Source organism: Cellulomonas sp. P1_G12_2, from assembly GCF_056405535.1.
The window spans coordinates 73,727-95,030 of record NZ_JBFUBX010000008.1; the positions used below are offsets into that span (position 1 = coordinate 73,727).

The 21,304-nt window shown below is 73.1% G+C and carries 21 protein-coding genes; 14 read left to right on the forward strand and 7 right to left on the reverse strand.

Annotation, left to right across the window (positions count from 1 at the left end; genetic code table 11):
* Positions 1-92 precede the first annotated feature (92 nt).
* Complete coding sequence (locus AC1DXT_RS18955) at positions 93-992, forward strand: aminoglycoside phosphotransferase family protein (RefSeq protein ID WP_477062847.1); 900 nt, start codon at positions 93-95, stop codon at positions 990-992.
* On the opposite strand, the gene AC1DXT_RS18960 is transcribed toward AC1DXT_RS18955, so the two are convergent.
* Complete coding sequence (locus AC1DXT_RS18960) at positions 993-1,505, reverse strand: Lrp/AsnC family transcriptional regulator (protein WP_477062848.1); 513 nt, start codon at positions 1,503-1,505, stop codon at positions 993-995.
* 109 nt (positions 1,506-1,614) lie between these two features.
* On the opposite strand from AC1DXT_RS18960, the gene ald reads away from it, so the two are divergent.
* The 4 genes from ald to AC1DXT_RS18980 are packed head-to-tail and all read left to right on the forward strand — an operon-like array spanning position 1,615 to position 7,252.
* The gene (ald, locus tag AC1DXT_RS18965; RefSeq protein ID WP_477062849.1) at positions 1,615-2,733 is read left to right on the forward strand and encodes an alanine dehydrogenase; all 1,119 of its coding nucleotides are present in this window, start codon (positions 1,615-1,617) and stop codon (positions 2,731-2,733) included.
* 9 nt (positions 2,734-2,742) lie between these two features.
* Positions 2,743-3,747 carry an NAD-dependent epimerase/dehydratase family protein gene (locus tag AC1DXT_RS18970; RefSeq protein WP_477062850.1) on the forward strand — a complete coding sequence of 335 codons (1,005 nt, stop codon included), beginning with the start codon at positions 2,743-2,745 and terminating at the stop codon, positions 3,745-3,747.
* Positions 3,748-3,784: 37 nt separating this feature from the next.
* Positions 3,785-5,869, forward strand: a complete 2,085-nt coding sequence (locus tag AC1DXT_RS18975; RefSeq protein ID WP_477062851.1) for a M3 family metallopeptidase — start codon at positions 3,785-3,787, stop codon at positions 5,867-5,869.
* Positions 5,870-5,908: 39 nt separating this feature from the next.
* Positions 5,909-7,252: a M20/M25/M40 family metallo-hydrolase gene (locus AC1DXT_RS18980; protein WP_477062852.1), complete on the forward strand. Its 1,344-nt coding sequence runs from the start codon at positions 5,909-5,911 to the stop codon at positions 7,250-7,252.
* Positions 7,253-7,256: 4 nt separating this feature from the next.
* On the opposite strand, the gene AC1DXT_RS18985 is transcribed toward AC1DXT_RS18980, so the two are convergent.
* A complete protein-coding gene (locus AC1DXT_RS18985) occupies positions 7,257-7,958 on the reverse strand; it encodes a helix-turn-helix transcriptional regulator (RefSeq protein ID WP_477062853.1) in 702 nt (233 codons plus the stop codon).
* 67 nt (positions 7,959-8,025) lie between these two features.
* Between AC1DXT_RS18985 and folE the strand changes: the two genes are divergently transcribed.
* Positions 8,026-8,586: a GTP cyclohydrolase I FolE gene (folE, locus tag AC1DXT_RS18990; RefSeq protein WP_477062854.1), complete on the forward strand. Its 561-nt coding sequence runs from the start codon at positions 8,026-8,028 to the stop codon at positions 8,584-8,586.
* Positions 8,587-8,595: 9 nt separating this feature from the next.
* Positions 8,596-9,804 carry an NAD(P)/FAD-dependent oxidoreductase gene (locus tag AC1DXT_RS18995; protein ID WP_477062855.1) on the forward strand — a complete coding sequence of 403 codons (1,209 nt, stop codon included), beginning with the start codon at positions 8,596-8,598 and terminating at the stop codon, positions 9,802-9,804.
* Here the strand turns inward: AC1DXT_RS18995 and AC1DXT_RS19000 are convergent.
* Positions 9,801-10,049 carry a DUF5703 family protein gene (locus AC1DXT_RS19000; RefSeq protein WP_056094012.1) on the reverse strand — a complete coding sequence of 83 codons (249 nt, stop codon included), beginning with the start codon at positions 10,047-10,049 and terminating at the stop codon, positions 9,801-9,803. The genes AC1DXT_RS18995 and AC1DXT_RS19000 overlap by 4 nt on opposite strands.
* A 100-nt stretch (positions 10,050-10,149) precedes the next feature.
* Here AC1DXT_RS19000 and AC1DXT_RS19005 point away from each other — a divergent pair, with 100 nt between their 5' ends.
* Positions 10,150-10,452 carry a primosomal protein gene (locus AC1DXT_RS19005; RefSeq protein ID WP_477062856.1) on the forward strand — a complete coding sequence of 101 codons (303 nt, stop codon included), beginning with the start codon at positions 10,150-10,152 and terminating at the stop codon, positions 10,450-10,452.
* On the opposite strand, the gene AC1DXT_RS19010 is transcribed toward AC1DXT_RS19005, so the two are convergent.
* Positions 10,449-11,408 (reverse strand): aldo/keto reductase, encoded by a 960-nt coding sequence (locus tag AC1DXT_RS19010; protein WP_477062857.1) that lies wholly within the window; start codon positions 11,406-11,408, stop codon positions 10,449-10,451. The genes AC1DXT_RS19005 and AC1DXT_RS19010 overlap by 4 nt on opposite strands.
* 78 nt (positions 11,409-11,486) lie before the next feature.
* Here AC1DXT_RS19010 and AC1DXT_RS19015 point away from each other — a divergent pair, with 78 nt between their 5' ends.
* Positions 11,487-12,374, forward strand: a complete 888-nt coding sequence (locus tag AC1DXT_RS19015; protein WP_477062898.1) for an undecaprenyl-diphosphate phosphatase — start codon at positions 11,487-11,489, stop codon at positions 12,372-12,374.
* 4 nt (positions 12,375-12,378) lie between these two features.
* Here the strand turns inward: AC1DXT_RS19015 and AC1DXT_RS19020 are convergent, their stop codons facing one another.
* Positions 12,379-13,389, reverse strand: coding sequence for a CorA family divalent cation transporter (locus AC1DXT_RS19020; protein ID WP_477062858.1), 1,011 nt, complete (start codon positions 13,387-13,389; stop codon positions 12,379-12,381).
* A gap of 40 nt (positions 13,390-13,429) precedes the next feature.
* On the opposite strand from AC1DXT_RS19020, the gene mshC reads away from it, so the two are divergent.
* A complete protein-coding gene (mshC, locus tag AC1DXT_RS19025) occupies positions 13,430-14,689 on the forward strand; it encodes a cysteine--1-D-myo-inosityl 2-amino-2-deoxy-alpha-D-glucopyranoside ligase (RefSeq protein ID WP_477062859.1) in 1,260 nt (419 codons plus the stop codon).
* Here mshC and AC1DXT_RS19030 read toward each other — a convergent pair.
* Positions 14,686-15,543, reverse strand: a complete 858-nt coding sequence (locus tag AC1DXT_RS19030) for a PAC2 family protein (RefSeq protein ID WP_477062860.1) — start codon at positions 15,541-15,543, stop codon at positions 14,686-14,688. The genes mshC and AC1DXT_RS19030 overlap by 4 nt on opposite strands.
* A gap of 93 nt (positions 15,544-15,636) precedes the next feature.
* Between AC1DXT_RS19030 and AC1DXT_RS19035 the strand changes: the two genes are divergently transcribed.
* Positions 15,637-16,329, forward strand: a complete 693-nt coding sequence (locus tag AC1DXT_RS19035) for an HAD family hydrolase (protein WP_477062861.1) — start codon at positions 15,637-15,639, stop codon at positions 16,327-16,329.
* A 9-nt stretch (positions 16,330-16,338) separates the two neighbouring features.
* On the opposite strand, the gene AC1DXT_RS19040 is transcribed toward AC1DXT_RS19035, so the two are convergent.
* Positions 16,339-17,205 carry a RecB family exonuclease gene (locus AC1DXT_RS19040; RefSeq protein WP_477062899.1) on the reverse strand — a complete coding sequence of 289 codons (867 nt, stop codon included), beginning with the start codon at positions 17,203-17,205 and terminating at the stop codon, positions 16,339-16,341.
* 186 nt (positions 17,206-17,391) lie between these two features.
* Between AC1DXT_RS19040 and AC1DXT_RS19045 the strand changes: the two genes are divergently transcribed.
* The 3 genes from AC1DXT_RS19045 to arc all read left to right on the forward strand — a co-directional run bounded on the left by AC1DXT_RS19045 (position 17,392) and on the right by arc (position 21,270).
* Positions 17,392-18,483, forward strand: a complete 1,092-nt coding sequence (locus tag AC1DXT_RS19045; protein ID WP_477062862.1) for a site-2 protease family protein — start codon at positions 17,392-17,394, stop codon at positions 18,481-18,483.
* Between the two features lie 11 nt (positions 18,484-18,494).
* Positions 18,495-19,508 (forward strand): tRNA (adenine-N1)-methyltransferase, encoded by a 1,014-nt coding sequence (locus AC1DXT_RS19050; RefSeq protein WP_477062863.1) that lies wholly within the window; start codon positions 18,495-18,497, stop codon positions 19,506-19,508.
* A gap of 127 nt (positions 19,509-19,635) precedes the next feature.
* A complete protein-coding gene (gene arc, locus AC1DXT_RS19055; protein ID WP_477062864.1) occupies positions 19,636-21,270 on the forward strand; it encodes a proteasome ATPase in 1,635 nt (544 codons plus the stop codon).
* Positions 21,271-21,304 lie beyond the last annotated feature (34 nt).

Here is a 21,304-nt window from a genome sequence, read left to right on the forward strand (position 1 = left end):
GCCCGGCGTTCACCCGGCAGGAGCAACGTGTCCACGGCGGCGATACTGGCGTCGCGTCGGTGCCAGGAGCGGGACCGGGGGAGGAGCAGGGCGTGACCGGTCTCGTCGTCCCCGTGATCCTGTGGGACGGGCTGGGTCGCACCGCCGCCGGCCGCGCCTGGATCGACCGGCTGCCGGACCTCGTCGAGCGCGCCACCGGGCGGTGGGAGCTCACGCTCGACGACCCGTTCACGAGCGGCGCCGCGTCGTGGTGCGCGCCGGGAACCCTCCGGGACGGGCGGCCCGTCGTCCTGAAGATCTCGTTCCCGCACGACGAGGCGCGGCACGAGGCGGCGGCCCTGCGCGCCTGGCACGGGCACGGCGTCCCCGGGCTGCTCGGGTTCGAGCGGGACGACTGGGCCCTGCTGGTGGACCGGGTCCGTCCCGGCACGGCTCTGAGCGTGGCACCCGGATCGGCCGAGGAGCGCCTGGCGACCGCAGCCTCGGTGGCGCGGGCACTGTGGTCCGCGCGGACCGACATCGAGGTGCCGGACATGCGGGAGGTCTGCTCCGGGTGGGCGGACCTGCTCGAGGAGCGCGGCTCCCGGCACGGGGTCGACGTCCGGGTCGCGGCGGACCTGCTGCGCAGCCTCCCCGGTGCGTCGGACGTGCTCGTGCACGGCGACCTCAACCCCGGCAACATCCTGGCCGGCGGTGACGGCCGCTGGCTCGCCATCGACCCGAAGCCCCTGCGCGGGGACCCGGCGTACGACCTGTGGCCGCTGCTCGAGCAGGTGGACGACCCGTTCGCTCACCCCGACCCCGCCACCGTCCTGCGCGCGCGGATCGAGCTGATGGCCGAGATGCTCGACCTCGACCCCGACCGTGTCGGCGCGTGGGGGCTCGCGCGGTGCACCGAGTCGGCGCTGTGGGTGTGGGACGAGCTGCGCGACGAGCCCGGCGCCCGACGCAGCCTCGACCAGGCGGCCGTCTGGGGCGGGCTGCTCGCCTGATCAGAGCGAGGCGGTGCCGGGCGCGTGCACGTGCTCGAACACCAGGCTCGTCTGCGTGTGGGCCACCTCGGGCCGGGTGCTCAGGTGCTCGAGGACGAAGGCCCGCAGCTCGGGGGAGTCCCGCACCGCCACGTGCACGAGCGCGTCGTCGACACCCGCCAGCAGGTACACGTCCCGCACCTCGGGCCGCTGCGCCAACCGGTGCGCCACCTCGGTGAGCCGTGCGCGTGCCGACGGCTGCAGGCGGACGGCGATCATCGCCTGCAGGCCTCGGCCGACCGCCTCGGGGTCCACCTGGGCGTGGAACCCGCGGAGCACGCCGGACTCGCGCAGCGCCCGGACCCGTGCGTGGCAGGTGGACGGGGCGATGCCGGCCAGGGCGGCGAGCTCCTTGTTGGAGATCCGTCCGTCGCGCTCGAGCTCGCTCAGGAGCCGGCGGTCCACGTCGTCGAGCACGACGGTGCCGAACGCGGTTCGGTGCGGACCGGTCGACGGCCGCTGTGGCGAATCCATGATCGACATGGGGTGAACATAGCGAATCTTGGATCGTCGTCACGCGTTCGCAACACAGGAAGTTCAGAATCGAGGCATCTGCAGAACACCACCCCGGACGGAGACCACCATGAAGGTCGGCATCCCCAGCGAGGTCAAGAACCACGAGTACCGCGTGGCGGTGACGCCAGCAGGCGTGCACCAGCTGGTCGGCTCGGGTCACCAGGTGCTGGTCCAGGCCGGTGCCGGTACCGGCTCGGCGATCACGGACGAGCAGTTCGCCGCCGCCGGGGCCCAGGTGGTCGCCGAGGCCGCCGAGGTGTGGGGGAGCGCCGACCTCGTCTGCAAGGTCAAGGAGCCGGTGGCGTCCGAGTACGGGTACCTGCGCGACGACCTGCTCCTGTTCACCTACCTGCACCTCGCCGCGGACCGTCCGGCCACCGACGCGCTGCTCGCCGCGGGCACGACATCGATCGCCTACGAGACCGTGCAGCTGCCCGACGGCACGCTCCCGCTCCTGGCGCCGATGAGCGAGGTGGCCGGCCGGCTGTCCACGCAGGTCGGGGCGTACCACCTGATGAAGAACGAGGGCGGCTCGGGAGTGCTCCTCGGCGGGGTGCCCGGCGTCGACGCCGCGAAGGTGGTGGTGCTCGGCGGCGGGGTCGTCGGCCGGCACGCCGCCGAGATCGCCGTGGGCATGCGCGCCGACGTCGCGGTGCTCGACGTGTCCATGCCGCGCCTGCGGGACACGGACTCCGCGTTCGGCGGGCGCGTGCGCACCGTGGCCTCCAGCGCCTACGCCGTCGAGCGCGAGCTGCTCGACGCCGACCTGGTGATCGGCGCCGTGCTGGTCCCCGGCGCGCGCGCACCGCACCTGGTCAGCAACGAGCTGGTGTCCCGCATGCGCCCCGGCTCCGTGCTGGTCGACGTCGCGGTCGACCAGGGCGGCTGCTTCGAGGACACCCGCCCCACCACGCACGACGAGCCCACCTACCGCGTGCACGGCTCGGTCTTCTACTGCGTGGCGAACATGCCGGGCGCCGTCCCCGTCACCTCGACCCGCGCGCTCACCAACGTGACCCTGCCGTACCTGAGCGCGCTCGCGGACCTCGGCTGGACGGCCGCCGTCGCGGCGGACCCCGCGCTCGGTGCGGGACTCACGACGCACGCCGGGGAGCTCTACAACGCGGCGGTCGGTCAGGCGCACGGCTACCCGACGCACGCGACCCGGACCAGCGCCCTCGCCTAGCCTCGCTCCATGGCGACGGCCCTGGTGATCGGTGGCAGCGGACAGATCGGCCGGGCCGTGGTGCCCGCGCTGCTCTCGGACGGGTGGGACGTGCGGGTGCTCGCCCGCCACCCCGTGGACGTCGGCGGGGCGGAGCTCGTCCTCGGTGATCGCCAGGATCCGGACGCGCTCGACGACGCCCTGGCCGACGGCGTGGACGTGCTCGTGGACGTCGTGGCGTACGACGACCGGCAGGCGGCGCCGCTGCTCGCGAGGGCGGACCGCATCGGGTCCGCCGTCGTGATCTCCAGCGCCGCGGTGTACGTCGACGCCGCGGGGAGCGGGTTCGAGACCGACGAGTTCGCCGCGTTCCCGGTCCCGCTCACCGAGGACCAGCCGACCGTCCCGCCCGGACGCGACTCCTACGCCACGGGCAAGGTCGCGCTCGAGCAGGCGTGGGCGTCCTCGGACGTCCCGACGACGATCCTGCGGCCGGGGGCCATCCACGGCCCGGGCTGCATCCAGCCGCGCGAGTGGACGTTCGTGAAGCGGGTGCTCGACGGGCGTGACGTGCGGGTGCTCGCGTACGACGGGGCGAGCCGGTTCCACACGACGGCGACCGTGGTCCTGGGCGAGCTCGTCCGGCTCGCGGCACAGCGGAAGGGCCACCGGGTGCTCAACGCCGCCGACCCGCGCGCGCTCACGGTCGCCGAGATCGCCGCCGCCGTCGACGCGACGATGGGCGTCACGTCACGGCTGGTCACCGTGCCTGGCGACCCCGTGGACGGAGTGGGACTCACACCCTGGGCGGTCCCGCGACCGGTCGTGCTCGACCTGCAGCGCGCTGCCGACGAGCTCGGGTACGTGGCTCCCGGCGGCTACGAGGAGACCGTCGGTGCGTGCGTCGAGTGGCTCGTCGAGGCGGCGTCGGCGCGTGACTGGCGGGAGGCGTTCCCCGGATTCGTGCGGATGGAGGCGATGGGCGACTTCTTCGCGTACGCCGCCGAGGACGCCTACCTGGCGCGGTCGTCGTGACGAGCGGAGGCCGCGAAGCTCGGCGATGATTGCCGCCATGCAGCAGACCGACCTCGCCGCCGACAACCCCTTCGGCGCACCGTCCACCCTTCCGTACGGCCTTCCCGACCACGCGCAGATCCGCGAGGAGCACTACCGCCCGGCCCTGCTCGCCGGCATGGCGGAGCAGCGCGCACAGATCGACGCGATCGCGGCCGATCCGGCCCCGCCGACCGTCGAGAACACCCTCGAGGCGCTCGAGCGGTCCGGACGCCTGCTGCACCGCGCGGCCGTGAGCTTCTACAACCAGTCGAGCGCGGACTCCACGCCCGGGATCGAGGCGATCGAGGAGGAGATCGCGCCGCTGTTCGCGGCCCACCACGACGCGATCTACCTGGACCCCAGGCTGTTCGCGAGGATCTCGGCGCTCCAGGCCGACGTCGACTCCGGCGCCCTCGAGCTCGAGCCCGACACCGCCTGGCTCCTGCACCGCACGCACACGCAGTTCGTGCGCTCGGGGGTGGGTCTCGACGACGCGTCCCAGGACCGGCTGCGGACCCTCAACGCCGAGATCATGAGCCTGGAGACCGCGTTCGGACGGGACGTGCTGGCGGCGACGAACGCGGCCGGGGTGCTGGTCACGGACGAGAACGAGCTGGACGGGATGGCGGACGACGCCCGTGCCGCCGCTGCGAAGGCGGCGCGCGACCGCGGCCACGACGACGGCTGGTTCCTCGAGCTGGCCCTGCCCACGCAGCAGGCGCCCCTGGCGGTGCTTCGCGACCGTGCCCTGCGCGAGCGGGTGTTCCGGGCTTCAGCCGGCCGGGGTACCTCCGGTCCGCACGACACGCGCGCGTCTCTGCTGGGCCTGGCGCGCAAGCGGGCCGAGCGCGCACAGGTGCTCGGGTACGCGCACCACGCCGAGTACATCGCCGCGGACGCGACCGCGAAGACCGCCGAGGCGGTCGCCGACATCCTCGAGCGGCTCGCGCCTGTGGCGGTCGCCAACGCGCGCGCCGAGGGAGCGGACCTCGCCGAGGCGCTCGACCACGACCACCCCGGCGCGGAGCTCCAGCCGTGGGACTGGCAGTTCTACGCCGAGCAGGTCAAGAAGGAGCGGCGCTCGCTCGACGACTCGGTCCTGCGCCCGTACCTGGAGCTCGAGCGCGTGCTGGCGGACGGGGTGTTCCGCGCCGCCACCGAGCTGTACGGCCTCACGTTCGCGGAGCGCCACGACCTCGTCGGCTACCACCCGGACGTCCGCGTCTTCGAGGTGTTCGACGCGGACGGCAGCGGGCTCGGCCTGTTCCTGGGCGACTACTGGACGCGCGAGTCGAAGCGCGGCGGCGCCTGGATGAACAACCTCGTGGACCAGTCGACGCTGCTGGACGAGCGGCCCGTGGTGGTGAACAACCTGAACATCCCCAAGCCGCCACCGGGCGAGCCCACGCTGCTCACGTGGGACGAGCTCATCACGATGTTTCATGAGTTCGGCCACGCCCTCCACGGTCTGTTCTCCGCGGTCCGCTGGCCGTCGCAGTCCGGCACCGAGGTGCCGCGGGACTTCGTCGAGTACCCCTCGCAGGTCAACGAGATGTGGGCGTGGGAGCCGTCGATCGTGCGGTCGTTCGCGCTGCACCACGAGACCGGCGAGCCGATGCCGGCGGAGTGGATCGACACCCTGCTGGCAGCCCGGCAGGACGGTGAGGGGTTCGCGACGACGGAGTACCTCGCCGCCGCGCTCCTGGACCAGGCCTGGTACCGGCTGACGCCCGACCAGGTGCCGACGGACGTCGACGAGGTCGAGGCGTTCGAGGCGGCCGCCCTGCAGCGCGCCGGCGTGGACTACGCCCCCGTGCCGCCCCGCTACCGCAGCACCTACTTCAACCACGTGTTCGGTGGCGGCTACTCGGCCGGCTACTACTCGTACATCTGGTCCGAGGTGCTGGACGCGGACACGGTCGAGTGGTTCCGCGAGAACGGCGGTCTCGACCGGGCCAACGGCGACACGTTCCGGGCACGGCTGCTCTCCCGCGGCGGCTCGCTCGACCCCATGCAGGCGTTCCGCGACCTGCGCGGTCGCGACCCGCTCATCGACCCGCTGCTGGCCCGCCGCGGCCTGCTCGGGGCCTCCGCGCACTGAGCGGCGGAGCCTGTCCCGGGGGCCGGTACGGTGGACGGCATGCCCGTCACCCACCCGGCCTCCGGCACGCCCGTCACCGTGACCGCGCAGGACGAGGTCGTGCAGATCTGCCGCGACCTGATCCGCATCGACACGTCGAACTACGGCGACGACTCGGGACCGGGGGAGCGCGCCGCCGCTGAGCACGTCATGGGCCTGCTCACCGAGGTGGGCCTCGACCCCGAGCTGTTCGAGAGCACCCCGGGTCGGGCCAACGTGGTGGTCCGCCTCGAGGGCGCAGACCGGACCCGGCCGGCGCTCGTCCTGCACGGGCACCTCGACGTGGTGCCGGCGCGGGCCGAGGACTGGACCGTGGACCCCTTCGGCGCGCAGGAGTCCGACGGCCTGGTCTGGGGTCGCGGCGCCGTGGACATGAAGGACATGGACGCGATGATCCTGTCCGTCGTGCGGCAGATGGCCCGGGAGGGCCGCCGGCCTGCGCGTGACGTCGTCGTCGCGATGTTCGCGGACGAGGAGGCCGGCGGCAGCCTGGGTGCGCGCTGGGCGGTCGACCACCGCCCGGAGCTGTTCGAGGGCGCGACGGAGGCGATCAGCGAGGTCGGCGGCTTCTCGGTCGACGTCGACGGCCACCGCGCCTACCTGCTGCAGACCGCGGAGAAGGGCCTGTCGTGGCTGCGGCTCGTGGCCGACGGCCGCGCCGGGCACGGGAGCCAGGTCAACACCGACAACGCGGTCACGCACCTGGCGGAGGCGGTCGCGCGGCTCGGTCGCCACCCCTGGCCGCTGCAGCTGACCCCGACGGTGCGTGCGCTCCTCGACGGCGTCGCCCGGCTCACCGGGCTCCCGTTCGACCCGGAGGACCCGGCGGCCGTCGACCGGCTCGTCGCCGCGCTCGGCCCCGCGTCGAAGTTCGTCGGCGCCACGCTGCGCCACACCACCAACCCCACCCAGCTGACCGCCGGCTACAAGGCCAACGTGATCCCGGGCTCCGCGGAGGCGACCGTCGACGGCCGCTACCTGCCGGGCCTCGAGGACGAGTTCGTCCGGACCGTCACGGAGCTGGCCGGCGAGCACGTGCGGATCGAGCGGATCCACCACGACACCGCCCTCGAGGTGCCGTTCAGCGGCGACTTGGTGGACCGCATGGTCGAGTCGCTGCTGGCCGAGGACCCGGACGCCACCGTGCTCCCGTACACGCTGTCCGGCGGCACGGACAACAAGTCGCTGTCTCGGCTGGGCATCAAGGGCTACGGCTTCGCGCCGCTGCGCCTGCCGGCCGACCTCGACTTCGCCGGCATGTTCCACGGCGTCGACGAGCGCGTGCCCACCGACGCGCTGCGCTTCGGCACCCGCGTGCTCGACCGGCTCCTGCGGACCTGCTGAGCGGCTACGGGCGCGCGTCGAGGACGACGCAGCAGCGGTCGGGCCGCGGCTCGAGCCGGGCGTCGAGCCGGTCGGGTGCGATCCCGTCGGCGAGCGCCGCGACGAGGCAGCGGTTCGCCCCGCAGAGGAGCTCGGTGTGCACCTGGGCGAGCGCGTGGAACGGGCAGTTGTGCAGGTCGACGTGGTCCTCGGTCCGGCGCGGCTCGTAGCCGTGCTCGGCGAGCACGCGGACGGCCGTGCCGAGCGCGTCCCCGTCCGATCCCGTCGGCGCGGCCGCCCGTCCGGCCGCCTCGCCGTACGCCGCGAAGGCCCCGTTCACCGCGTCGATCACCGGCGTCCCCGATCGCGCCGACTCCGCGACGGCGTCGCCCAGCAGCCGCGCCGCGAGCTCGTACTCGCGGTCGGGGAGCGAGATCGCGATCTCGCGGGCGGCGCGCCGGTAGAGCGTGGCCGGCCGGCCTGCGCCGGGACCTGACCGACCGGTGAGCCGGGCGTGGCTGGTCTGCAGCAGACCGTCGGAGGCGAGCCTGTCCAGGTGGAACCGGGCCTGGTGCCGCGGGATGCCGACGCCCTCGGACGCCTGGTCCCGGCTGACGGGCTCGGGCTGGGCGCAGACGAACCGGTAGAGGGCGAGCCGCACGGGGTCCGCGAGCGCTCCGACGGTCTCGGCGTCGGCGGCGAAGGTGCCGGTGTGCGTGCCTCCCATGACCTTGACACTACCGGCGGAAGTTTCTAACGTACAGAAAAGCGTCCGATAGAAATGAGGCCCCGCGGTGACCCTCGCCCCGACCCGCACCGACGTCGCGACAGAAGCAGCGCGGGCGTTCCTCGAGGCGCTCGGCGTCCCCTGCGACAGCCCCGGGACCGAGCAGAGCCCCCGCCGCATGGCCGAGGCGTACGCGGCGATGCTCACGCCCCGCCCGTTCCAGATGACGACGTTCCCCAACGACGAGCAGTACGACGAGCTGGTGGTCGTCCGCTCGATCCCGGTCCAGTCGTTGTGCGAGCACCACCTGCTGCCCTTCGTCGGTGTCGCCCACGTGGGCTACCTGCCGGCGGGTCGGATCCTCGGCCTGTCCAAGTTCGCTCGGGTGGTCGAGATGTTCGCGCGTCGCCCCCAGGTGCAGGAGCGCCTCACCCGCCAGGTGGCGGACTGGATCGACGCGCAGCTGGCACCCCAGGGCGTCGGCGTCGTCATCGAGGCCGAGCACCTGTGCATGACCATGCGAGGAGTGCGCGCGGGCGGGGCGGTGACGACGACGTCGGCATTGTCCGGCGTCCTGCGCGACTCGCCGTCCAGCCGCGCCGAGTTCCTCGCCGCGGTGCGTTCGTAGGGGGTCGACATGGCAGGAACCGTCGTCGTCGGAGCGGGGCTCGCCGCGGCGCACGTCGTCGCGACGCTGCGCGAGCAGGGGTACGACGCCCCGGTCACCCTCGTCGGCGACGAGGGTGACCGCCCCTACGAACGACCGCCGCTGTCCAAGAGCTACCTGCAGGGGGCATCACCGCGCGAGGACGTCTTCGTCCACGAGCCCGGCTGGTACGCCGAGAACGAGGTGACCACCCGGTTCGGCACTGAAGCGACCGCGATCGACCGGGCGGCGCGCACCGTCGCCCTCGCGGACGGTTCCGCACTCGGCTACGACCAGCTGGTGCTGGCCACCGGATCGAGCCCGCGCACCATCGACGTGCCGGGGGCGGGGCTCGACGGCGTCCACACGCTCCGCCGGCTGACCGACAGCGACGCCCTGCGCCACGAGCTGGCCGCGCGGTCACGCCTGGTGGTCGTCGGCGGCGGGTGGATCGGGCTGGAGGTCGCGGCGGCCGCGCGGCTGGCCGGGCTCGACGTGACGGTTCTCGAGTACGCCGCCCAGCCGCTGCTGCGCGTGCTCGGCCCGGAGCTCGGTGCGTTCTTCGCCACCCTGCACCGGGACCACGGGGTGGACGTGCGCACGGGCGTCGGGGTCGCGGGGTTCGAGGGCTCCGGCGGTCGGGTCACGGGCGTCCGCGTGGGCGGCGACCTCGTGCCCGCCGACACGGTGCTGGTCGGTGTCGGCGCGGGACCGAACGTGGGGCTCGCAGTGCGGGCGGGCCTCGCGGCGGACGCCGCGGCCGGGATCACGGTCGACGAGCACCTGCGCACCTCCGACCCGGCGGTGCTCGCGGCGGGCGACGTGGCGAACGCCCACAACACCGCCCTCGGGCGCAGCCTGCGCGTCGAGCACTGGGACAACGCGATCAGACAGGGCGTCCTCGCAGCCCGGTCGATCCTGGGGCAGGACGCCGTCTACGACTGGCAGCCGTACTTCTACACCGACCAGTACGACCTCGGCATGGAGTACGTCGGGTATGCCGACGCGGACGACACCGTCGTCATCCGTGGAGACCGGGGCACCCGTGAGCTCATCGCGTTCTGGCTGCGGGACGGGCGCGTCCGTGCCGCGATGAACGTCAACGTCTGGGACGTCAACGAACAGCTGCGCGGCCTCGTCGGCCGGGAGATCGCGCCCGACCGGCTCACCCGGCAGGACGTGCCGCTCGACGAGCTCTAGTCCGAGGTCTCCGCCAGGGTGCTGCGCACGCGGATGACCTTGCGACGCAGCCAGACCTTGCGCTCGCCCCCGGCGAACAGCAGCGTCCGTGACAGCTCCCACCGACCCAGCTCCGCGTGCTCGGTCAGCATCCGCCGCGCGTCGTTCCGGGAGGTCGTCGCCGGGATCCGGAGCACGCGGTACTCGTACTGACCGCCTTGCGCGACCCAGTCGGGCCGCTTCGTCCCTGTCTGACTCGAAGCCATCGACCACCCCGTCCCGCGCGCTCTGCGCCCACGTCTCACTGCTGGTGCCGAAGAACCTTACGCGCTGCCATTGTGCCTCGCGTAAGGCTACGGTCATCGCATGACCGTCGACCCGCGTGCCGCGCTGGACCGCCTGATCGCAGCCCTCGAGGCCCACTACACCGCCGTCGCCGCGCCGCACGGCGAGGACGACCCCGCGGTCGACGACGCCTACGACATCCTGGCCGACGCGTTCGAGGTGTACGACGACGCCCTCGGCACCGTGCACGGCGAGGCCACGCCGTTCTACCTCGCCGAGGAGGACGACGGCGACGACGAGGACGACGAGGACGAGGACGAGGACGACGAGGACTACGACGACGCGGACGTCGACGACCTGGCCGACGAGACCACCACCCGCTAGAACCGCTCGGGGTACCCGAGCGTCGGCGCGCTGATCTCGTCGAGCGCCCGCCGGAGCTCGTCCGGGAGCACGAGGTCCTGGGCCGCCAGCGACCCTCGCAGCTGGGTCGCCGTCCGGGCGCCCACGATCGCCGAGGCGACACCCCGCGCCTGCACCCAGGCGAGCGCGACCTCCAGCGGCGTGCGCTCGAGCCCCTCGGCCGCGGTGGCCACGGCCTCGACGATCGTCGCCGACGCCCGCGCGAGGTAGGGCTCGACGAAGCCGGCCAGGTGGGGGGACGCCGCGCGCGAGTCCGCGGGGATGGTGCGCCGGTACTTGCCCGTCAGCACCCCGCGTCCGAGCGGGGACCAGGCGAGCACGCCCACACCGAGCGCGACTGCGGCCGGGACCACCTCGCGCTCGATGCCGCGCTGCAGCAGCGAGTACTCGGCCTCGACCGCGGTGAGGCCGACCTCGCCCTCCAGCAGGCTGGCCGCGCGGGCCACCTGCCAGCCGGCGTGGTTGGACAGCCCGACGTAGCGTGCGCGCCCGCTGGTGACGGCCAGCCGCAGCGCCGACACCGTCTCGTCGAGCGGGGTGCGCGGGTCGGGCGTCTGCACCAGCCACAGGTCCACGCGGTCGGTCCGCAGGCGCCGCAGGGACCCGTCGAGCGACGCGAGCAGCCCTCCGCGCGACGCGTCCACGACCCCGCCGTTGCTGGTGCGCCGGATGCCCGCCTTGGTGCAGAGCACGACCTCGTCGCGCGGGACGACGTCGTCGAGCAGCTCACCGAGCAGCTCCTCGGCGCCGCCGTCGGCGTAGGAGGCCGACGTGTCGATCAGCGTGCCGCCGGCGTCGGTGAAGTCCCGCAGCTGCTCCGTCGCGTCGTGCGCGTCGGTGTCGCGGCTCCAGGTCATCGTGCCGAGCCCGAGCCGGGAGACCCGCAGACCGGTGCGGCCCAGGTGGCGCTGTTCCATGAGGCGCAACACTAATCGGCGCGCGCGTGTCATCCGCGGCAACGCACCCCGGCTATCGTTCCGGTCGTGACTGAGGCCATGGGACTGGGTGAAGCGATCCTTCTGGGGCTCGTGCAGGGGTTGACCGAGTTCCTCCCGATCTCGTCGAGCGCGCACCTGCGCATCGTCGGTGACCTCATGGGGTCCGATCCCGGGGCGGCGTTCACGGCGATCACCCAGCTCGGCACCGAGACGGCGGTGCTCCTGTACTTCCGGCACGACATCGTGCGCATCGCGACGGCATGGTGGCGGGCGCTGCGGGGTGGTTACGGCACCGACTGGCGGTCGCGGGCGGGGATGCCGGCGGGGCAGACGGCCGACCACGACGCCCTGATGGCCTGGTTCATCGCCCTCGGGTCTCTGCCGATCGTCATCCTGGGTCTGCTGTTCCAGGACGCGATCGAGCAGACGTTCCGCAACCTGTGGCTCATCGCGCTGACCCTCGCCGGCTTCGCGCTCGTGCTCGGCTGGGCCGACGGACGGGGCGCCAAGCAGCGCGAGCTCAGCCAGCTCACCGGCCGGCACGCGGTCCAGTTCGGCTTCTGGCAGGCGCTCGCGCTCATCCCCGGGGTGTCCCGCTCCGGCGGCACGATCACCGGCGGGCTGCTCATGGGCTACACCCGGTCGGCGGCCGCGCGGTACTCGTTCCTGCTGGCCATCCCCGCCGTGTTCGGTTCCGGGCTGTTCCAGCTCGCCAAGAGCGTGGACGACTTCGGCAAGGGCGGCACGCCCGGCTTCGGGGCGACCCTCGTCGCGACGCTCGTCGCCTTCGTCGTCGGGTACCTCGTCATCATCGTGTTCCTGAAGATCGTCTCGACCTTCAGCTACAAGCCGTTCGTGTACTACCGGCTCGGCCTCGCCGCGCTGGTCGTGATCCTGCTGCTCACCGGCGCGCTCGACGCCAACAGCGCGCCCGTCACGACGTAGGGGCTCAGAGCCAGCCGGACCGGCGGAACAGCCGGTAGAGCGTGAAGCAGACGCCGCCCATCACGGCGATCGCCAGCGGGTACCCGAACGTCCAGGACAGCTCCGGCATGTGGTGGAAGTTCATCCCGTAGATGCTGGCGACGAGGGTCGGCGCCGCCGCGATGGCCGCCCAGGACGAGATCTTGCGGACGTCCTCGTTCTGCCGGACCGACACCTGCGACAGGTGCACCGAGAGCATGTCGCCCAGCAGGTCGTCGTAGCCGTCGAGATGCTTGTCGAGGCGGTCGACCCACGCGACCGCGCGGCCCAGCCACGGCTGGGAGTGCCGGCGCTCGCGGGACTCCTCGGCCTCGGCGATGAGCTCCGGCAGCACGGACGTCACCGGGCCGAGCGCGCGGCGGGCCTCGGCGATCTCGCGCTTGAGGTCGTAGATCTTCTCGAGCGGGTTGTGGTGCCGGGTCGAGGAGAACACCAGCCGCTCGACGTCCGCCACCGCGTCGCCGAGCGCGATCTCCACGTCGGACGCCTCCGCGACCAGCGAGAGCACGACCGCGGCGAGCACCTGGTGGACGCCCTCGTCCGGCACCGGGTAGCCGCCGGTGAGCTTCTCCACCGCGTGCCCGATCACGTCGGCGTCGCCCAGCTCGCACATGAGGACGACGTCCTTGCCGACGACGCAGGTCAGCGCCCCCGTGTTCACGTCGTTCGTGGCCTCGACGAAGGAGAGCGTCGGCGCGGTCAGCACGAACTCGCCGTCCGGGGACCGGTCGAGCCGGGCACGCAACGGGTGGTCCGCCGACGCCGGGTGCGCGCCGGGCCCTTTGTGCAGCAGAAGGGCGATCGCGTGCTCACCGATGCCGTGCCGGCGGGCCGCGTCGGGCAGGTCGGCCATCGACCCGACGATCACCCACCGGGGACCCCTCGACGACTCGCCCGGCGCGCGCAGGGTCCAGCCGTCCGACGTCTTCACGCAGACGCGCTCACGGGGGTCGTCGATCGAGGTCTCGTGCGTCACCTGGGCATTGTGGACCTTGGGACGCGGTTAGGCTTCCGCCGTGCTCACCTGGCCCACCCCGTACATCCCGCAGCTCCCCGGACGAGGTCTCCCCGTGCAGGTGCGCGACTCCTCGACCGACCGGCTGGTGGTCGCGGCGGCCGGTCAGGACGCGACGCTCTACGTGTGCGGCATCACCCCGTACGACGCGACGCACCTCGGCCACGCCGCGACCTACGTCGCGTTCGACGTGCTGGGCCGCGCATGGCGGGACGCCGGCCACCGCGTGCGCTACGCGTCCAACGTCACCGACGTCGACGACCCGCTGCTGGAGCGCGCGGCGGCCACGGGCGTCGACTGGCGGGACCTGGCTGCCGAGCAGACCGCCCTGTACGCCGAGGACATGACCGCGCTGGCCGTGATCCCGCCCGACGTGTACTCCGGCGTGGTCGAGGTCATCCCCGCGGTCGTCGAGGCCGTCGAGGTGCTGCTCGCCGCAGGGGCGGCCTACCGGGTCCCCACCCCCGACGCGCTCGTCGACGACGGCTTCGGGGACGTGTACGCGGACCTCACGGCCGACATCGACTTCGGTGCGGTCGCCGGGCTCGACGACGACACCATGCGCACCCTCGCGCACGAGCGGGGCGGCGACCCGGACCGGCCCGGCAAGCGCGCACCGCTCGACCCGCTGCTCTGGCGGCGTGAGCGTGCCGGCGAGCCCGCCTGGGACGGCGGCTCGCTCGGTCGCGGTCGGCCGGGCTGGCACATCGAGTGCGCGGTCATCGCGCGGGACGCCCTCGGGCTGCCTTTCGACGTCGAGGGCGGCGGCTCCGACCTGCAGTTCCCGCACCACGAGATGAGCACCTCGCACGCCCGGCTGCTCGACCAGGGCCAGGGCGCCCGCGTCCACCTGCACACCGGGATGGTCGGGCTCGACGGGCACAAGATGAGCAAGTCGCGGGGGAACCTCGTGCTGGTCTCCCGCCTGCGCGAGGAGGGCGTGGACCCCATGGCCGTACGCGCGGCCATCCTGGCGCACCGCTACCGCGACGACTGGGACTGGACGGACGAGTCCCTGCGCTCGGCGCAGGAGCGGATCGAGCTCTGGCGCCGCGCGGTGTCGGGCAACGGGGGACCGGACGCGGACAGCACGCTCGCGGGCGTCCGTGCGGCACTCGCCGACGACCTCGACACCCCGACCGCGCTGGCCCTGATCGACGACTGGTCGCACCTGTCGCTGGCAGGCACGGCCGACCCGGTCGAGGGTGCTCCCGGCGTGATCAGCCGCACCCTCGACGCCCTGCTGGGCATCCGCCTCTAGCCGCCGGTGCCCTTGTCGCGGCGGCGCAGGTAGCGCTCGAACTCCTGCGCGATCGCCTCGCCGCTCGCCTCCGGCAGGTCGGCCGTGTCCTTGGCCTCCTCGAGCTGGTGCACGTACTCGCCGATCTCCGAGTCCTCCGCGGCCAGCTCGTCGACACCGTGCTGCCAGGCGGCGGAGTCGTCGGGCAGCTCGCCCAGGGGCACCGGCTCGCCGAGCAGCTGCTCGAGGCGGTGCAGGATCGCGAGCGTGGCCTTCGGCGACGGCGGGTGCGCGACGTAGTGGGGGACGGCCGCCCACAGGGACATGGACCGCAGGCCGCGCGCCGCGGCCTCGTGCTGGAGGACCCCGACGATGCCCGTCGGCCCCTCGTACGTGTTGGGCTCGAGCCCGAAGACGTCGCGGACGTCGGCGTCCTCGCTGGTGGCGTTGACGGGGATCGGGCGCGTGTGCGGGACGTCGGCCAGGAGGGCGCCGACCGTGACCACGGTGTCGACGCCGAGCCCGGCGGCGATGTCGAGCAGCTCGGTGCAGTACCGGCGCCAGCGCATGGAGGGCTCGATGCCGTGCACCAGGACCACCCGCCGCCCGCTGACGGGGGTGGTCGCGACGGCCACCGCGGTGGTCGGCCAGGTGATCTCGCGGCGGCCGTCCAGGCCGGGCCCCACCACCGGCCGGTTGACCTGGAAGTCGTGGTACTCCTCGGGATCGAGCTCGTCGACCTGCTCGGCGTCCCACACCTCGTGCAGGTGCTCCAGAGCCTGCGTCGCCGCGGATCCTGCGTCGTTCCAGCCCTCGAACGCGGCGAGGAGGACGGTCTCGCGGGCGGGGAGGTCCGCCGGTGGGGTCTCGCTCATCCGTCCAGCCTAGAGCGACTCGGAGCGACGACCCCGGACGGGCGTGCCCGCTCGCGCGTCGGCGACGGGAGAGCGGGCTCGTACGATGGAGCGATGCCCCGCGCCTTCGCCGACCTCACGCTGCCCGCCGCCGTCCTGTGGGACATGGACGGGACGCTCATCGACACCGAGCCCCACTGGATCGGCGCCGAGACCGAGCTCGTCGAGGCCCACGGCGGTGTCTGGACGCACCAGGACGGCCTGTCGCTGGTCGGTAACCCGATGCTCGCGTCCGCCGCGCGGCTGCAGGAGCGGGGCGTCGACCTGTCCGCCGACGCGATCGTCGACTTCCTCAACGACCGCGTGGCCGCCGCCGTTGCCGCGGGGATCCCGTGGCAGCCGGGGGCTCAGCAGGTGCTCGCCGACCTGCGCGATGCCGGGGTGCCCATGGCGCTGGTCACCTCGTCCTTCCGGATGCTCGCCGAACCGTTCGCGGCGGCCGCGGGGATGTTCGACGTCGTGGTGAGCGGCGACGAGGTCTCGCAGCCGAAGCCGGACCCCGAGCCGTACCTGACCGCGGCGCGGCTGCTCGGTGTGGACATCGCGGACTGCGTCGCCGTCGAGGACTCGCACGCCGGCATCGCCAGCGCGCTCGCGTCGGGCGCTCGCACGGTGGCGATCGAGGTGCTGCAGGCGGTCGCCCCGCAGCCCGGGCTGAGCCGGATCGCGTCGCTGACGGACCTCACGCTCCCCGCCGTGGCGCGCATGGTGCGCGGCGACGTGCTCGACCTGCGCCGCGCGGGCTGACGAGCGCGCTCAGGCCGCGGGGACGACGCCGATCGACCGCTCCACCGCGCCGGCGGGGATCTCGGGCGGCGTGCCGCCGAACGCCGGGCAGAGCGCCTTGAACGAGCACCAGTCGCACAGCTTCGACGTCCGCGGACGCCAGTCCCCGGACCGGGCCGCGTCCTCGATGCCCGCCCAGATGGAGCGGACCCGCGCCTCGATGGTGGCCATCTCCGGCTCGGTGGGCTCGTGCGTGAGGATGACGCCGTCACCCAGGTACTCGAGCTGCAGGCGCTTGGGCAGCACCCCGCGGGTGCGCCAGATGACGTAGGCGTAGAAGCGCATCTGGAACAGCGCCGAGCTCTCGAACCCCGCGCGCGGCGACCGGCCGGTCTTGTAGTCGACCACCCGGACCCACCCGTTGGGCGCGACGTCGACCCGGTCGACGATGCCGCGCAGCAGCGGGCCGCCCTCGTCGAGCTCGGTGGACACCAGCAGCTCGCGCTCGCGCGGCTCGATCCGCGTGGGGTCCTCCAGCGTGAAGTACGTCGCCAGCAGCACCTCGGCGCTGGTCAGCCACTCGGCCAGGTCGGCCGGCTCCGCGAACAGCTCGCCGATCTGCGGGGAGCGCTCCAGGAGGGTCGCCCACTGGTCGGGGAGCAGCCCGTGCGCGGCCGCGAGGGTGCGCTCGGTGGCGGGCAGGTCGAAGAGGTGCTCGAGGACCGCGTGCACGAGCGTCCCGCGGGCCGCGGCCGAGCTAGGCGGCTCGGGGAGCCGGTCGATCACCCGGAACCGGAACAGCTGCGGGCATTGCAGGAAGTCGTTGGCGCGCGAGGGGGACAGCCCCGGACGCGACGGGGGACGCTCCGTGACGGCTTCCTCGACGGCGACCTCGATCGCCGTCTCCACCGCGTCGTCGACCGTCACGCCGAGGTCGGGCGAGACGTCGGGGGAGTCCTGGTCGAGATGCTGCACCGTCACCCCTCGAGCGTAGGCGCGACCGCCGACACGACCGGCCAGCGACCCACCTACTCTTGAGCGGTGAGCGCCTCCCGACCCCCCGCACGACGATCCTCAGGCTGGGTGATCGGTCGCGCCGTCGGCGCCCCGATCATCCTGGCCCCGAGCTGGCTCATCGCCGCGGTGGTCCTGACCCTCATCTTCGCCCCGACCGTCCGTGCCCGTTCCGAGAACCTCGGCGGGCTCGTGTACGTCGTCGCGCTCGGTTTCGTCGTCCTGCTGTTCGCCTCGGTCCTCGTGCACGAGCTGGCGCACGGGCTCATGGCGCGCGCCCGCGGACAGCAGCCGCGCGAGTTCGTGCTCACGCTCTGGGGAGGGCACACCGCGTTCGGCGGCGCCACCCCGACGCCGGGCAGCAGCGCGCTGATCGCGGTCGTCGGACCGATCGCGAACCTCGTGCTGGCCGGAGGGTTCCTCGCGGTCGCGCAGGGCGTGGACGAGCGGAGCCTCGTGGGGCTGCTCATCTGGTCCGGGTGCCTGACCAACGCGTTCGTCGGGCTGTTCAACCTCGTCCCCGGGCTGCCGCTCGACGGCGGCTACCTGCTCGAGGCGGCCGTGTGGGGGGCGACCAAGAACCGGCACACCGGGACTGTCGCCGCCGGGTGGGTCGGCCGGGGCGTCGCGATCCTCGTGTTCGCCTGGGCGCTCCTGCTGCCCCTGGCGCTGAACCAGCAGCCGGATCTCTACGACGTGGTCTGGGGCGCGCTCATCGGCGCGTTCCTGTGGTCGGGTGCCTCCGCGGCCGTGCGCGGTGGCCGGACGCAGCGGGCGGTCGGTCTGATCACCGTCAGCTCGGTGGGCCGCCGGGCGATCGGCGTCGGGCACACCGAGTCGATCGCGCACGCCGGGGCGCTCGCCGCGTCGGCCGGCGCCGAGGAGGTCGTCATCCTGTCGCCCGACGGACGACCCGCGGCCTACGTCGACCGTGCCGCGGCCGCGTCGGTGCCGCCGGACGTGGCCGGCACCACCCCGGTGACCGCGGTCGCCGTCCCGCTGCCCGGCGGAGCCGTCGTCGACGGGCTCCTCACGGGTCAGGAGCTCGTGTCCGCCGTCGGTCGCGCCACCGAGCACTCACCCGTGGTCGTCGCCATGGTGGACGGTCGGGTGGTCGGGCTGATCCGCGCGATGGACGTCGTCGCCGCCATCCGCTCCTAGACTCGGGCACCGTGAACCCCGACCAGACGTCCACCGGGGCCGCGCAACGCCGCGGCCTCCTCCGTGCGGGCGACCGCGTGCAGCTCACCGACCCGCGCGGGCGGCTGCACACGATCACGCTCGCCGAGGGCGCCTCGTTCCACACGCACCGCGGCTACCTGAGCCACGACCTGCTGCTCGGAGCGCCCGAGGGCTCGGTGGTCCGCAACACCGCCGGCATCGAGTACCTCGCGGTGCGCCCGCTGCTGGCCGACTACGTGCTGTCCATGCCGCGCGGCGCCGCCGTCGTGTACCCCAAGGACTCCGGCCAGATCGTCGCCATGGCGGACATCTACCCGGGCGCCCGTGTGATCGAGGCGGGCGTCGGCTCCGGCGCGCTGACCATGTCGCTGCTGCGCGCGGTGGGCGACGGCGGCTCGCTGCACTCCATCGAGCGTCGCGAGGACTTCGCGGCGATCGCCCGCGGCAACGTCGAGGGGTTCTTCGGCGGACCCCACCCGGCGTGGCAGCTGTCGGTCGGCGACCTGTCGGACGTCCTGCCGACCGTGGCCGAGCCCGGCACCATCGACCGCGTGGTGCTCGACATGCTCGCGCCCTGGGAGAACCTCGACGCGGTCGCCGAGGCGCTCGCACCCGGTGGCGTGTTCATCTCCTACGTCGCCACGACGACGCAGCTCTCGCGGCTGGCGGAGGACATCCGCAGCGACGGCCGGTACACCGAGCCGGAGGCGTGGGAGTCGATGGTGCGCGGCTGGCACCTCGAGGGGCTGGCCGTGCGTCCGCAGCACCGGATGATCGGGCACACCGGCTTCCTGATCACCACGCGACGGCTCGCGGACGGCGTCGAGGCGCCGCAGCGGCGTCGCCGGCCCGCCAAGGGCGCGTACCCGGTGGCCCCCGACGGCGCGCCCGCCGTGGACGACTCCGAGCTGTGGTCGCCGGAGGCGATGGGGGAGCGGCTGGTGTCCGACAAGAAGCTGCGCCGCGCGCGCCGCGACGTCGGCCAGGCGCCTCCCACCATCTGAACGGGCTCGCGCGCGTCGTGCGCCGACGGTTGACACTGGTGGTTAGGGTCATCGGACCAGCAGGCACAGCGCGGTGCACGGTGGACGGAGTGACGACCACGCACCATGCGGAACGGAGGCCGACGAGATGACTGATCCGGCAGCCCCTGGGCGGGACCTGCACCGCGAGCTCTCTCTGCTCGCGGCCAAGAACGAGCGGCTCAGCGACGCGCTCGTGGCCGCTCGTGAGCAGATCATCGACCTCAAGCGCCAGGTGGACGACCTGGCCAAGCCTCCCGGGACGTACGCGACGTTCCTCGGCTCACGTGCCGACGGCACCGTGGACATCGTGTCCTCCGGCCGCAAGATGCACGTCGGCGCCAGCCCGTCCCTCGACGTCTCGCGCCTCCAGCCGGGCCAGGAGGTCATGCTGAACGAGGCCCTGACCGTGGTCGAGGCCGGTGGCTACGAGGAGGTCGGCGAGCTCGTCACCGTGAAGGAGCTGCTGGGCACCGACCGCGCCCTGGTGGTCGGCCGCGGCGACGAGGAGCGCGTCGTGCGCTTCGCCGGCCAGGTCAGGGACGCGCACGTGCGCATCGGCGACGCGCTGACGATCGACTCGCGCAGCGGCTTCGTGTTCGAGGTCATCCCGCGCGCCGAGGTCGAGGAGCTGGTGCTCGAAGAGGTGCCGGACATCGACTACGAGGACATCGGCGGGCTCGGTCCGCAGATCGAGGCTATCCGCGACGCCGTCGAGCTCCCGTTCCTGCACCCCGAGCTGTTCCTCGAGCACGGCCTCAAGCCGCCCAAGGGCGTGCTGCTCTACGGCCCTCCCGGCTGCGGCAAGACGCTCATCGCCAAGGCGGTCGCGCACTCGCTGGCCGCCACGGCCGCCGCCGCGCGGGGCGAGGACACGGCGGACACCAAGAGCTTCTTCCTCAACGTCAAGGGTCCGGAGCTGCTCAACAAGTACGTCGGCGAGACCGAGCGGCACATCCGGCTGATCTTCGCCCGGGCCCGCGAGAAGGCGTCGCAGGGGCACCCGGTCGTGGTGTTCTTCGACGAGATGGAGTCGCTGTTCCGAACCCGCGGGACCGGCGTGTCCAGCGACGTCGAGACGACGATCGTGCCGCAGCTGCTCAGCGAGATCGACGGCGTCGAGCGGCTCGAGAACGTCATCGTCATCGGCGCGTCGAACCGCGAGGACATGATCGACCCCGCGATCCTGCGGCCTGGCCGTCTCGACGTGAAGATCAAGATCGAGCGACCGGACGCGGAGGGCGCGCGGGAGATCTTCGGCAAGTACCTGGTGCCGACGCTGCCCATCCACCCCGACGACATCGCCGAGCACGGCGGTTCCACGTCGGCGGCCGTCGAGGCGATGATCACGCGTGTGGTCGAGCGGATGTACACGGAGAGCGACGAGAACCGGTTCCTCGAGGTCACGTACGCCAGCGGCGACAAGGAGGTCCTGTACTTCAAGGACTTCAACTCCGGGGCGATGATCCAGAACGTCGTCGACCGGGCGAAGAAGTCGGCGATCAAGGACTTCCTGCAGAACGGTCAGCGCGGGATCCGCGTCGAGCACCTGCTGACGGCGTGCGTGGACGAGTTCCGCGAGAACGAGGACCTGCCGAACACCACCAACCCGGACGACTGGGCGCGCATCTCCGGCAAGAAGGGCGAGCGCATCGTCTTCATCCGCACGATCGTGCAGGGCAAGAAGGGCGCGGAGGGCTCGCGCACCATCGAGAACGTCACGAGCACGGGGCAGTACCTCTGACGGACGGATGTCCTGGCGCGCGGTCGCACCGTCC